Here is a 13,579-nt window from a genome sequence, read left to right as displayed (position 1 = left end):
CACGTATGGCGTGCCGCACGACGGGACCGGCCTCACCCGCCGCCACCCCGACCGCCACAGTGCTAGAGGTGCGAACGACACCCACCCGCACCAGCCGGGGATCACCCCGCCACCCCAACCGTCGGCATCCATCACCACACAAGCCACCCCGCCGGCAAGCCCCTTACAGCGGCCAGCCCCGCCCCCGGGCACCACGCCCGACACGAGCGCATGCCCCACAACCACAGCAGGACCAGGCGCCAAACGCGAGCGGCCCATCGGTGGACGAACCCAGAAGCTGACCGGCTCCGCGAGGTCTTCCGCGGTGATTACGCGAGTCAGCCACAACTGGTCGAAGTGGCACTCGGCAAGCAGGCCTTCGCCCTCCTGCGGCAGTTGGAAGCCGCCTGCCTCGCTGCTGACGAGCTCGCCGAGGCGGGCGACGAGTCTTTTGTCCAACACCCGGATTCCAAAGTCCTCTTGAGCTTCCCCGGTCTCGGGGTCCAGCTCGGCGCCCGGGTGCTGGCCGAGATCGGCGATGACCGCCAGCGCTTCGCAGACGCACGTGGCATGAAGGCCTATGCGGGCTCTGCCCCCGTCACCCGCGCGTCCGGGAAGAAACACCACGTCGGGCGGCGCATGGTCAAAAACGACCGGCTTAACCATGCCGGCTACCTGTGGGCCTTCTCCGCTCTGCGGTCCTCACCCGGCGCGGACGCCCACTACCGGCGTCGACGTGAGCGAGGAGACTGGCACGCGGCCGCCCAGAGACACCTGTTCAACCGCATGATCGGCCAACTCTACCGGTGCCTTCAGGCAGGCGAACTGTTCGACGAACACATCGCCTTCCCCCGCGAACTGACCTCAGCGGCTTGACGACTTGGGATCGTGAGATGTCTACCTCGACCAGCGCTGGCAGGAGGGCTGCACCAACGCGTGGAAACTGTGGGAGGAGCTCTGCGAGCAGGGCTATCCACGCGGCTACAACAGCGTCCGCGACTACGTCAGCCGGGTACTGCGCGGCAAGCCCCAGCCGGTTGGGCCTCGGCCCCCATCCCCCCGTGCCGTCACGCGTTGGATCCTCACGCACCCCGACGCCCTGACCGAAAATGACCGGCTCCAGCTCAAGGCCGCGCTGGCGAACTGCCCTGAGCTGACAACCCTCGTCGAGCACGTGCGCTCTTTCGCCCACATGGTCACCCACCTGCAAGGCGACTATCTCCCGCAGTGGATCGAATCGGCCAGAGCCACAACCGACCTGATCAGTCTCAGCCGGTTCGCCCACCACCTTGAACGCGGCCTCGACGCCGTCACCGCCGGCCTCACACAACCCTGGAACTCGGGTGTCGTGGAGGGACACGTCAACCGCATCAAGATGCTCAAGCGCCAGATGTTTGGCCGCGCAGGGTTCGAACTCCTTCGCAAACGAGTCATATTGGCGTGACCAGGCGTCAGTACATCATATAAAGCAAACAAAAGCCGCAGATCCACTACAAGGCCACGAAGTGCGAGTCGGCGCGTCACTGCTCATCGAGGGATGCCTGCCGGGCAAGGAAGTCCTCGAACGCCGCCCTCTGCTTCGGATTCATGAAGCCTTGGCGGACATTGCGGGCCTTCTCCTGGAGCCAGTGAGCCTCATGGGGGTCCAGTAGCTCGGCGACCACCACGCCTTTGCGAGCAACCGCCGTACGCCCTCCTACGCGACGACGAAAGAGCGTGAACGCGCCGAATTCCTTTGGATGGGCCAGTTCCGGCTCCTCTGCCACAGCCTGGTTCTCGTCTCCAGTTCCACTCGTCGGGTACGCGGCGGGGGCCCAGTGCTCCCAGAGCGCCAGCGTGGCCGCGGGCACCAGCACCGCGCGTTCCGACTCTTCACGCCCCTCCCACATGAACGTGACAGAGACGGGCTCGCCGACCGCCTCGGCCAACCCGAGCACCCTCTCCATCTCATCGTTGATCGGGTAACCCGCCACTACATCAATCTGTATGCCCATGGCGCCTGAGGCTACTGGCCACTTCTGACATGCCAAGCCCACAGCTCCTGCGGCTCGTCGACCACGGCCCACCACGTGTACCGTCCGAAACCGGTAATTTCACCGACTGAGCGCATGCCCGAAGACCGCGACGGAGAGTAACCGCTCCACACAATTTGGGCCAGAGCCCGTTCTCGTGGACAAAGCCAGCAATGAGAGAACGCACGGCCTCCTCGGCGAACACCAATGTTGGGCCGTCCACGAACACCTTGACTATTGCCCCACCGGGGTGGACTGCCACGACACGGTCGAGGAGATCGACCTCCATGCCGTCTGGACCCTCGATCGCCTCCACGGCATCGAAGCCTTGATCGAACAGGGCAAGAGCCCCCGTCCGGTGCAGGGGATCCATCTCCGGCTTTCCCGCAGGAACGGAGGTATCTACGGTCACGACGTACACCACGCCGCTAGCGTGCCAGGCAGACGCGTGCTGCGCGGCAGAGCTCCGAGAACTGCACGTAGCCAGGCGCGCGTTATGTGTGGCGGGCGTCACTGATGAAACCGCACTTCGGCGGTGGCGTACGACTCCATCAGGTGCAAAACACCGGTCTCGTACGTGGCGGCTGCAGCGCCGAGCACGACCTCGAAGGCCCGTGTGGCGGCGGTCCGCATCTCGTTCAGCGGCTCATCGGGCCCGAGATCAAAACTGAGCCCACGGCTTGACACAAAGGGGAGCCGCGAGCGGATGCCGATGACAGACAGCTACCGACGCAGTTGGCCGAGTCGGCTGCGGGTCAACCTCCGATACGACGGAGTGCGTCATCAGGCGCCGGCGTGGACGTGTGCGGCCCACACCGACGGCAGGTTCGGATACTTCGTCCTGAGTTGCCTGACCGTGCGATGGACCGCCGCCGACGCGCACAACACACCGGATCGATCCGCGATCAACTCGCCGTAGATCTGCTGACTGAAGGCTGGCGCCACGGCGTCGTCGACGCGCCAGAGTGTGCCGACTACCTGGGAAAACCCGGCTATCTGAAAAGCCGCCAACGGGTGGATCGCCTCGTCGGACAGGCGCGCGGTGGTGCGGGCCGTGTCGCAGGCCGACAGGAAAGCGAACTCCGCGTTCCGCAGGCGCAGCCCGGAAATGTCCAACACCCGAAACGGCGTGCGATTGTGGTCGTGCAGCGCAAGGTGGCTGTCCGAAGGGTTGTCCGGGTCGCTGTACCCGTGGCAGGCGAAGTGCGCCCAGCCACTGGCCGGCAATGCGTCGAGAACGGCGTCACGAGTCGCGTCCGCGCCGACCAGGAGCGTGGCGCCGGGTATGAGAGCGGCCAGGTGGTCGGCTTCGGCCTGTGCGCCGGGCAGGTCCGGGGCGTCCGGGGTGTGCGGCATCGCGACCACCAGCAGCCGCGGCTCGTTCCGGTCGTCGCGGCGGCCCGCGCGGGCGTGCCCCAGGGCGCGGATCGTCGGCGTCGTCGAGGAGATGACGCGGTCGAGGAGCACAGGTCCGCCGTCGCGGTGGTGGCCCGCCGCGTGCAGCGGGAGCAGGCTGAGCGATCCGACCGGGGCCCACCAGATCCTTGGCCACGGACCATCCGCCGCCGGTTCCGCCGTCAGCCCCAGTTCGCTCAGCACAGGGCCCACGACGGTGTCCCACAGCCACTCGAGCGTGTCATGGATCGCCTGCTCGGCGATGAGCCGCCCTTCCGTGAACGCGGTGTGCAGAGCGCGTACGCGGTGACTCACGGTCTCTTCGCTCAGACCGTCCAGCGCGCGTGACCGGACCCCGTCCGCAGTGATGATCAGCGCGTCACACCGGTGCCGGCTGACGTTGATGTACACGATCGGGCCCTCGTGCGCCTGCGCGGTGAGGTCGGTGAGCAGCGGCGGCCGTAGGAACCGCTCCATCCCGGGCAGCGCACGGATCCGGTCGGTCACCGCGTCGAGCTCGTCGGCGAGGGCCACGCGGTCGCTCGTGGTGTCGGTTTCGAACTCCGCGGTGAGCGTCCGGAAGCGCTCGGCCAGCTCGGGTGCCTGCTCGCGCAGACCGGAAAGATCGCTGCGGCTGTCGAGTGCCTGGGCAGCGAGCACGCAGCGCCCGGATTCAAGCAGGGTCACCGCGCTCACCTCGTCGCCGACGGCCAGCGCGCACGCAGCCGCGTCGGCGGCAACCCCGGCGAACCGGCCGAGCCAGTACTGGGCGTCCTCGCGGCCCAGGCGGCGCCCGGCAAGCCGGGGCAGCAGCCGGACCGCGGCGGCGTACCCCTCAGCGGCCACGTCGAACTGCCCCGCCTCGGCTGACAGACCGCCCCACCGGTCCGCCGCTTCCGCCCGACTCGCCGTCGGCGATCCGGCAGACGCCGCGGCCTCCCGATAGCAGCCGAGTGCCTCGGCCAGCGCGTCGCCGTCGCCGAGGTGCCGGAAGCCGAGCGCCAGGACGTCGGCGACGCGGGTCAGCGAACTCGCCCGCCAATAGGCGTCCTGCTCGGGCCTCCGCGCCGCACTCCGGGCCAGGCCGACCGCCTCGGCGAGGACCTGCGGATCCGGCGGCTCCCGTCGCGCGACGGCGGGTGCGACGGGGTCCGTGCACCAGTCGCCGAGCGCAGCGGCCAAGCTCGAGGTGTACCGGGGCCAGTGCGGGCTGTCCTCCGCAGTCGCGGCCACGGACGCGCGCCGCGCGGCGATGGCGTCCCGCAACGCGTTCCGGTCGCCGAACTTCTCGTACGCCATCTCCAGCACACCGCCGAGATTGGCCAGCCGCACTGCCCGGTCCGGGTCGCCGTCCGCCGTCACATCCGTGGCCGCGCGGTGCGCGTCGATCGCCTCGTCGAGCACGCTCGCCTCGCCCGTCCTGGCGAAACAGTCGGACAGCATGGCGCCAAGGTTGGACAGCCGCTGGGCCTGCCCGGGGACGAGGCTCGCGCCGAGGCGGACGGACTCCCGCGCGCGGTCGACCGCCTCTGACAGAACCTGCAGTTCGCCGGTCACCCGGAACCGGGTGTGCAGCACGACGGCGAGGATCTCGAGTAAATCCGGGTGGCGGTCCTGCCCTGCGGTGACCTCGGCGGCACGGCGAGCAACGTCGATCGCGTCTACGACGTGAGCCAGCTCTCCGGTTGCATGGAACAACGCGTGCAGATTGACGGCGAGGTTGCCCATGAACTGGACCCGCCGCGGATTCCCCGCGGATGTGCACGCAACCGCCTCCCGCTCGATCATGACGGCCTCCGCGAGCGCGACGCGGTCCCCGAACGCTTCACCGCGGGTGGCCAGCGCCGCAGCGAAGTGGTCCAGCCGCACGCCGCGGCGTGGGTGCCCGGCGGGGGTTGCCGCCGCCACCGAGCGTCCCAGCTCGATCGCCCGCTCGAGCAGGGCCGAGTCCCGGGTCAGCTCGAACTCGGCGGCGTAGCGGCCGCACGCTTCGGCTTCGGTGTCGGCACGTTCCCAGTCGGGGGTCCCTTTCGGGCCCTCGCCGGTGAGCGCGGCCCAGTCTCGTTCCGTGGTCGTCAGCTCGACGAGGTTCTGCGAGTGCCGCGGATCGGTGACCGGGGTGTGGGCCACCAGCGTCTGCCGGACCCGAAGCAGTTCGGACAGATCATCCCGCGCTCCGCGAGCCTGGTAGCGGTCGTCGAGAAGGTACGCGAGGTTCTTCAACCGGTCGAGCACGTCGGACGACCCGGCCGGCGTGAGCTCCACCGCTCGCCGCGCGGCGTCGACAGCCTCCTCCACGACACCGGTCTCCCCGGTCTCATGGGACCAGTCGCGCAGGACCACGGCGAGGAAGTGCAGACTCCTCGCGGTCAGCACGTCATCGGGGGAGCACTCGACGGCGGCCCGCGCGTGCTCCACTGCTTCCGCCAGGGAGGCGAGGTCCTTCGTCACAGTGAACGCCGTCCGCAGCGCGACAATGAGGTTACCCAGGTAGAACGCCTTCTCCGTGGACGGTTCCTCGTCAACGGCCGTCCGGCTCCACTCCAGCGCGTCGGCCAGGGTTCCGCGGTCCTGGTTCTGCCGGAACGCGGTATGCAGCAGCATGCCGATGTTGTTGGCGTAGCTGGCCGAGTCCTCCGGGCTTTCGTATGCCAGGAAGTAAGCCTCCGTGACAATGCGGACGGCTTCCTGCAGGAACTCGAAGTCGCCGGTCTGGTGGTAGCGGGTCTGCAGCAGGCCCCCGAGATTGGACAGGACCAAGCGGCGCTCGGCCACGTCCTCCGCGGCCAGCACGGCACGGCCGAGGTCGATCGCCTTCTCGACCGACGCGGGGTCCGCGCTGTGCCGGGCCACGTGGAACGCCTCCCAGAACCGCTCGGCCAGGCCGTTCACGGGCCCGCCTCCCACCCGTCAGTCCTCGTTGCCGTTCGAGGTGCCAGCCGGGCCGCCAGGCGCCTCATCCGGCTCGGCGACCGTGCGTTTCGGGGTATAGCCGCGATCCGCGGCCTCCTGCAGCAGTGCCAACTCTTCAGGCGAGAAATCGGGTTCGGGCGAGGGCACGGGTTCGTGCGCCATTATCGCTCCTCCTCCGGCACGGTCACCGGCTCTCCGGGTTCGACGAACTCCAGCACGTCAAAGTCATCCGCCCGCAGCCGCAGGCCCGCCGTCCCACGCACGCGCGCGCCGAACGCCCCGTCGGCACCCATCACGCGCGCCGATTCGAGGTACAGCTCGGCCGGGTGGGGGTACGAGGAAGCGTACGACCGGTTCCCGTACCAGCCGCCCGCCCAGTTGCCGTCCTTGAGCCGCACGCGCACGAAGCATGGTTCGCGGTCGCGGAATGCGTGGTCCCAGGCGCTGGGCGTGCGCAGGAACCTAGCCTTGCGCCGCTGCCGATCCACCAGGGAAACGGTGACCGCCGCCATGGCCGGCACGACGAGGAACAGCACCACGGCGACGAAGCCGACCACTCGCGGCCGGTCCACGAAGCCGTCCCAGCCGCCGCCGGCGCCTCGAGCCAGGCGAACCAGCGCTGGCCCCGCCACCACTGCGTACACAGCGTCCAGCGCGATCGACGCGACGATCGCCCGCAACACCCGCTCACCCAGATCACGCTCACCGGGCACCGGACCACGGCGGCGTTCCCGGACGAACTGATAGGTGACCCCGGGCAGCACCAGAAGGACGAGCAGAGCGAGCTGCACGACGGTCGCAGGCGCCTGCACTCACCACCCCCATGTCTCACGAACTCCGCTCGATCAGGCTACTGGCTTGCGTCTCCGCGGTCGGCGGAACACCCCCTTCCCTTCCCCGGCTACTGCGAGGCAGCGGGCCGACCTCGGCGACGGCGGTCCGCATGAGCCTGTTGCTCTGCGGGACGGGGCTCTGTCCTACGGCCGCGCGGACGTAGCCGACGACGGCTGGGGCCGATGGGGTTCGCCGTAGGGAGGACGCGGCCGTCATCGGGTGTCCACCTGCTCATGGTCGGGACGGCCCAGAGGGCGCCATGAGTAGAACGGCAGGCTGCGGTCGCAGGGCTCTTGCTCGACCCAGCAGATCAGTGGGGCGCGTTCGCCGACGGCTTCGACGCCGTCGTCGGGGACGGCCGACACCGGAAAAGTCGGGTACGTGGCAGCGCCGGGGATCACCGCCTGCCGTCACGTCGGAGGGCTACCTGAAGGCGTGGAACGCGACGATCCCCTGCCACCACACCCGCCGATGCCCCTGCGGCCATTCCGCGCCGCTTTCCAGTACACACTGGCCCGCATACCCGCCGTCGCGAACCGTGGCTGCGGGCGATCTACGACCGCGGGTACTGACCTGCCCGGACGCCTACGCGTGCCAGACCGGGCGGGGCTCGCGGGCGTGATGTGCGGGGGCATCATCCCGTCACGCGCAGCGGATTTACGCCCGCGGTCGAAGGCTCAGAGCCACCCCCGCCGCGCCGCCGCCAGCCCCGTCTGGAAACGGGTGGACGCGCCAAGTTCGGTCATCAGGCGGTGGATGCGCCGCTGCGTGGTCCGGGCGCTCCAGCCCTGCGTGCGGGCGATCGCCGCGTCCGTGAGCCCCGAAGCCAGCAGGCTGATCAGGGCCAGGGTCTCGGCATCCGGCTGCCCCGGCTGCCCCGTTTCCGCCGAAGTCGTGGGCGCCGCCTCCCCCAGCGGGATCGCCCGCTCCCACTGCGCCTCGAAGAGCGACTGCAGGGCCACCAGCATCGGCGACGGATGGATCAGGTACGCCGCGGACTGGCCGCCCGGCGCCAGGCTGAACGGGATGATCGCCGCCCGGCTGTCGCTGATCACCAGCTTCAACGGCAACTCCGGCCGCATCCGGGCCTGTTCCCCGGCCCGCATGCTCGGCATGATGTCGTCCTGCAGCCTGCCGGGCCAAGCCACCGCCTCACGGTCGTAGATCACCCGGTGGGTCACCCCGGTCCGCTGCCGCTCCAGCTGGCCATCAAGGTTGCTGCCGGGCCGGTCGACGTACGGAGGGCGGTCGAAGGCGCACACCTCGCGGCGCGCCCCGGTCGTCAGCCGGTGCACCGCCTTGCTGATGTCCTCGCGGTCCGTGAGCAGTTCCGCGGCCATGTCCGGGTGGCTGATCCTGGCAGCCTCCCGGTGCGTCTCGACCAGCCGCTGCACCTGCGCCCGCGCCTCGCCGAGCTGCTGCTCCCGTTCGTGGATCAGCGCGCCGACCGCGACATCGGGAGCCGTGGCCGAGAATCTCGGCGGCCGACCCGCGCTGCGCACCGCCAGGCCGTCCCTGACCAGGCCGGACAGCAGCTTCCCCGCCGCGGGCGCGGCCAGGCCGCACGCGGCGGCGACCTCCGCCGCCGTGCACCGCGGCATTCCCACCAGCGCCGTATATACGCGCTCCGCGTCCGCCGTGAACCCCAGAACGTTAAAATCCATGCCCTCTCCCACACCTCCGTGGCACCAACCGGCCACCTGGCGGAGGTAGGCCACCTTTCCCACCTTGCGTCTCGTCCGCCGCACTTGACATCTTCCAGCAACGAGCGCGCTGCCCTGCGTTGAGGTGGGCGTCAGCGCGCCACGGTGTGTCCCCCGCACACCCTCGCCCCGCTGAAAAGGTGTCCCATGTCGCGTGCCCATCCGCACGGAAGACGGCGGCTCGGTGCCGTGTCCGTCACATCCGTCGTGTTCCTGGCCCTCACCGCCGCGCTCCCGGCCTCCGCCGCTCCCGCTCCTACCAGCCGTACGCCTCTCGGCGACGCGTCGCCGCAGAAGGTGCCGCCCGCCCAGCGCGCCGGCGTCGTCCCGGGCCAGGTGCTGGTGACCCTCTCCCCGCAGACCGCCGTGACCGGCCGCAAGCTGCCGGGCAACAGGGCACAGGCCCATTCCCCCGGGACCAGCAGCGCCGCCGTGAACGAGAAGCTGAACGCGGTCGGGGCCACCTCGCTCCAGCCGCTCCTCCCTTCCCTGTCGGCCGTGGCCACCGAGTCGATGACCACATCGGCTCGCACGCGCCTGGGCGATGACGCCGCCGACCTGTCGCGCACCTACGTCGTACGGACCGGGAACCGCGACTCCGCCGCCGTCGCCCGCGCCCTCCAGGGCACGCCGGGGATCACCCACGCCGAGCCGAACCGCTACGTGAACACGATGAACACCGGCGGGCAGCGACTGCCCGCCACCGTGAAGGCGTCCGCGGAGCACGCACCACCGGCAGCGCCGAGTGCCTCCCCCATCCCCACCAACTTCGCCCTCACCGACTCCGCCCAGGCCTTCCTCAACGCCGGCGGCGTCAACGCGGTGGGCGCCTTCGGCATCCTCCAGGGCCGCTACGGGCAGCAGCCCGGCGCCGGCCGCACCATCACCAACGTCTCCATCGGCGACCTGACCGACCAGGCCATGGCCGACGCCGGTGACCCCTACGTGCAGGGCCACGGTCCGACCACCGTGCTCAAGGACGGTCAGCGCTACCTCGACCTCCCCTCGATGCCGCTGATCCCCGCCTACGTCGCGGCTCCCGACGGAACCCTCAGCGGTTCGGCGTCCACCAAGGACCAGGACCCCGGCCTCGGCGAAGTCCTCCTCGACTTCAGCGTTTCATGGCGCCCCTGGCCCACGACCGGCAGCGCCCCGACCGGACCGGAAGCGACTACACCGACCTGCTCGGTGTCGCCCCAGGCGCCGAATACCGCCTCGTCGTCCCGCAGCAGCCGACGATGGACCAGATCGCGAACGCGCTCCTGGCCGCCGCCCACCAGTCCCCCAAGCCGGACGTCATTACGGCCAGCCTCGGCTTCGGCACCGACGCCCAGGGCTTCCCGGGACGCTACCTCGAGGACGACCCGTACATCCGGTCCGTGGTCGCCTCGATCGTCCAGAAGGACCACGTCGTGGTGGTGATCTCCTCCAACGACGGAACCCGCCTGTACACCCCGGCCGCCGTCGGCCCCGACGGCGGCAGCACGCCCACCGACACCGCGAGGAACGACAAGAACGGCAAGGAAGCCACCGACATCGACGACGTGGCCTACTCCACCACCCCGTCGCGCGTCCCCGACAGCGGCGCGATAGCCGCCGGCGGCACCACCCTGGACGACACCCTCGCCTCCCGGACCGGGCCCGCCACCACCGCCGAGACCCGGATCAGCGGCTTCGGCACCTTCTCCTCCGGCTTCGGCGCCCGTATCGACCTCTCGGCGCCCAGCGACAACATCGTCGCCTTCACCCACACCGAGCGGGGCGACGCGCAGTCCGTCACCCCCGTCCTCAACGGCGGTACGTCCGCGTCCGCACCCGAGATCGCGGCGGCCGCCGCCGTGGTGCTCCAGGCCGCCGGTCTGGCCGGACACCACCTGACGCCCGCGCAGGTACGGGACGTGCTGAAGCGGACCGGCCGTGAGGTCGCCACCCCGGCGCAGATCGACCGCGAGCTCAACGTCGGCCGGCAGATCGACGTCACCGCCGCCGTCGAGGACGTCCTCGGGCACCACGGCAGCGCTACCGCGACCGTTCGGCTGTCGGTCGCCCACCGGGTCACCAACGCCGGCCTGGGCGGTCAGTTCCTGGAGACGACCGACCCCAACCGCATCGACCTCGGCGACATGGCCTCCGGCGGCAACGGCATGGGCCTGGTGGGCCCGGTCACCTTCGCCGGTGACGTCACCGGCCTCCCCAAAGGCGCCAGCCCCACGTACACGCTCACCGTGGGCGCGCGGACCTGGCGGTCCGCCACCCCGGCGATCCGGGTGACGCCGACGGAACTGCTGAACGCCGCCGGACTCCCCGTGGTCTCCGACTCCGACCGCACGATCACCGCCACCTACCGCGTACAGATCGGCGGCCGGACCCAGGCCACCGTGCGCCGCACCCTCACCGTCGGTCCCAGCGACGGCCGTTACGTGGAGAGCACCGCGCCCAAGACGCCCGCGGTGGTGAAGGCCGGCCATGCGGTCACCGTCACCTACGACCTGACCGGCGTCGCCAAGCTCAACGACCCGCAGCTCGTCGTGTCCACCGTCGGCCACTGGAACCCCGCCCTCGCGCCCCTGTTCAGCGCCGCGTGGCACCAGGCCCTGACGGCCACTTCCGGCACGGTCACCATCCCCGCCGACGCGTTCGGCGCCGGGGGTGGCCTCTACGGCATCGGCATCGCCCAGTCCGGCTTCGGGGGCAACCCCAGCCTGACCACCTACGGGGAGTTCGCGCCGGTCCGCGTCGATGGCGGAACCGCCGAGCAGCGCCCGCAGGCACCGCTGGTCACCGGGCAGGACGGCATCCCCGCGCACAGCACCCAGGTCACCCGTGCCAAGGCCGGCTTCGCCGTCCGGTACGACGTGCGCGACGTGCCGGGGGCGAAGTACGCGCAGGTGGAGTTCGCGGCGCCCGCCCCGACGCTCCACAACTCGCTGAACACCTTCACCAACGCCAACGGCACGGCCCTCGACGACAACGGCGTCGACGCGCCCTCCACAGCCCACCGTGTCCTGCCCGCCACCAAGGGTGGCATCGACCTCGACGCCCTGCGGCTGGGCCTGTCCTCCTCCACTGTCTACGGCGTGCGCGTCATGGCCCTCGACAGCAAGCACCGGGTCATCGGCCAGGCGTCTCCCGTCTCGACCATCGAGGTCGACGACGGCGTCGCCCCGGCCGGAAGCACGGTGCTGTCCTTCGCCGCCGCGGGCGACGACTCGGTCGCCGCACTGCGGACCGTCTCCGGTGCCACCGAGATCCGCCACTACTCCACCAGGACCGGCGTCTACGGCCCGGTCATCGCCTCGGACAGCGGCGACGGATCGGAGTACGAGGTCCTCGGCGTGGCCCCCGCCACGCACCGCGCCCTTGCGGTGCACCAGGCGGAGCCCGGCGGCGATGTGCAGGTGGAGACCTGGAACACCGCCACCGGCACCCTCGTCGGGCGGACCACGCTCGCGGCGGCCGACTACCGCTTCGTCGTCGGACGCGTCGACGCCGCCCGCGCCCGCGGCGCGCTGCTGCTGCGGGCGGTCTCCGACAACACCGACCTGGTGCTGCCCGTCGACCTCGCGAACGGCACCACCGAGGATCCCATCCCCGCCGATCTGCCGAACGTCGCCAAGGGCTCGTACAGCCTCCTGGACATAGACTCCTCCGCCGGGGACGTCTATCTGGCGAAGGGCGCTCCCATCGCCCTCTGTCTGGGCGGCGTCCAGATCCCGCGCGTGAACACGGGGACCCGCAGCGTGACGCTCGTGGGGACCATGTCCGGTTGCAGCAACGGCTTCGGCTCCGACGGCGCGGGCACGCTCTACAACCTGTCGGCCACCGCGATCAGCACCAAGATCGTCCCGACCAGCGTCCTCGGCTCGCTCGACGTGGCGACCGGCGAGACGGACGACCCTGTGGCCGTGCGGCGCGGCCCCGCCACGGGGATGGCCGTGGACGGCGCGAACGGGCTCGCGGTGGCGGCGTTCACGGCGCCGGAGGGCACGAGCTACGCGGGCTCCGGCACCGCCGTCGTCGCGGACAACAACGCCACCGGTCAGATGCTCGTCATCGACGTGACGACCGGGGAGGTGGTGCGGACGCTGTCCGGTTTCCAGATCGGTGGACACGGCGGTCCCCTGGTCCACGGCGGTGTGATGAACTCCGTCCAGCTGGACCCGGCGACCCGCACGGGCTGGACGTACGGGGCCTACGACGGCCAGATCCGCCAGTTCTCCTACTGAGCGCGCGGCGGTACGGTCAGTGCGGCACCGTCCGCTACGCCGCGACCCCCTTCGATCCCACCTCCGGCGCAAGCGAGGGGGAGCTCGTGGGCCTGCAGGACGAGGGCAGCGCGATGAAGTACTCCGCAGCACCTCCGGGAGCGAGTGGACCTACGTCGCCAGCGACGGCTTCCCCGCGGGCCCGCACGGCTGCGGCGACATCCCGCAGATCCCGCGGGCCCTGGCCACGGCCTGGAGGAACTGCGCCGTCGCGGAATGAGGTGCGCCGCCGCGCGGGTCGCGCGGAGCGGCGCTGGGGATCACCGACGCGCGCGCACGCCGCTCGACGCGTGCGCCGCGTCGGCATGATCGGGCCGACTCCGCTGCACAGAACCCGCCCTGTCCCGTGGTGCGAGTGGCAACGGCCGGGGTCAGCGATGCGGACGGCGTTGCCGGCGCCGCCCGGTGTGGTGTCGAAGAGCAGCAGGGAGGGAAGCGCCTCGGCGCTGGTGTGCACGGTGCCGTCGATTTCGTCGCG

7 protein-coding genes and 1 pseudogene are annotated in these 13,579 nt (G+C 70.6%); 3 read left to right on the top strand and 5 right to left on the bottom strand.

All coding sequences use genetic code 11. The annotated features are described in order from the left end of the window. Nucleotides 1-273 precede the first annotated feature (273 nt). Both PV341_RS12450 and PV341_RS12445 read left to right on the top strand, forming a co-directional pair. A pseudogene (locus PV341_RS12450) lies at nt 274-855 on the top strand (transposase); the annotation flags it as partial. Between the two features lie 67 nt (nt 856-922). After that, nucleotides 923-1,423, top strand: coding sequence for a transposase (locus PV341_RS12445; protein WP_396571042.1), 501 nt, complete (start codon nt 923-925; stop codon nt 1,421-1,423). Between the two features lie 76 nt (nt 1,424-1,499). Here PV341_RS12445 and PV341_RS12440 read toward each other — a convergent pair whose 3' ends face one another. From PV341_RS12440 to PV341_RS12420, 5 genes are all read right to left on the bottom strand, one after another. Then, nucleotides 1,500-1,973, bottom strand: coding sequence for a hypothetical protein (locus PV341_RS12440; protein ID WP_500329754.1), 474 nt, complete (start codon nt 1,971-1,973; stop codon nt 1,500-1,502). An 801-nt stretch (nt 1,974-2,774) separates the two neighbouring features. Next, nucleotides 2,775-6,278, bottom strand: a complete 3,504-nt coding sequence (locus PV341_RS12435; protein ID WP_500357747.1) for a CHAT domain-containing protein — start codon at nt 6,276-6,278, stop codon at nt 2,775-2,777. 18 nt (nt 6,279-6,296) lie between these two features. Beyond that, on the bottom strand, nt 6,297-6,461 hold the full coding sequence (locus PV341_RS12430) for a hypothetical protein (RefSeq protein WP_500357745.1): 165 nt from the start codon (nt 6,459-6,461) through the stop codon (nt 6,297-6,299). Continuing rightward, a complete protein-coding gene (locus tag PV341_RS12425; RefSeq protein ID WP_500357744.1) occupies nt 6,461-7,090 on the bottom strand; it encodes a DUF6338 family protein in 630 nt (209 codons plus the stop codon). The genes PV341_RS12430 and PV341_RS12425 overlap by 1 nt, the downstream gene beginning before the upstream one ends. Nucleotides 7,091-7,810: 720 nt before the next feature. After that, the gene (locus PV341_RS12420; protein WP_500329760.1) at nt 7,811-8,797 is read right to left on the bottom strand and encodes a helix-turn-helix domain-containing protein; all 987 of its coding nucleotides are present in this window, start codon (nt 8,795-8,797) and stop codon (nt 7,811-7,813) included. 1,277 nt (nt 8,798-10,074) lie between these two features. On the opposite strand from PV341_RS12420, the gene PV341_RS12415 reads away from it, so the two are divergent. Beyond that, complete coding sequence (locus PV341_RS12415) at nt 10,075-13,062, top strand: S8 family serine peptidase (protein WP_500357743.1); 2,988 nt, start codon at nt 10,075-10,077, stop codon at nt 13,060-13,062. Nucleotides 13,063-13,579: the final 517 nt, after the last annotated feature.

This window comes from Streptomyces sp. PA03-1a, assembly GCF_033792805.1.
In the GTDB taxonomy this organism is placed as follows: Bacteria; Actinomycetota; Actinomycetes; order Streptomycetales; family Streptomycetaceae; genus Actinacidiphila.
This window is presented reverse-complemented; position numbering and strand designations above follow the sequence as displayed.

Coding starts and splice junctions, on each gene's coding strand:
- PV341_RS12440 (WP_500329754.1), bottom strand. CDS start 1,973: ATGGGCATACAGATTGATGTAGTGGCGGGTTACCCGATCAACGATGAG.
- PV341_RS12430 (WP_500357745.1), bottom strand. CDS start 6,461: ATGGCGCACGAACCCGTGCCCTCGCCCGAACCCGATTTCTCGCCTGAA.
- PV341_RS12420 (WP_500329760.1), bottom strand. CDS start 8,797: ATGGATTTTAACGTTCTGGGGTTCACGGCGGACGCGGAGCGCGTATAT.
- PV341_RS12415 (WP_500357743.1), top strand. CDS start 10,075: ATGGACCAGATCGCGAACGCGCTCCTGGCCGCCGCCCACCAGTCCCCC.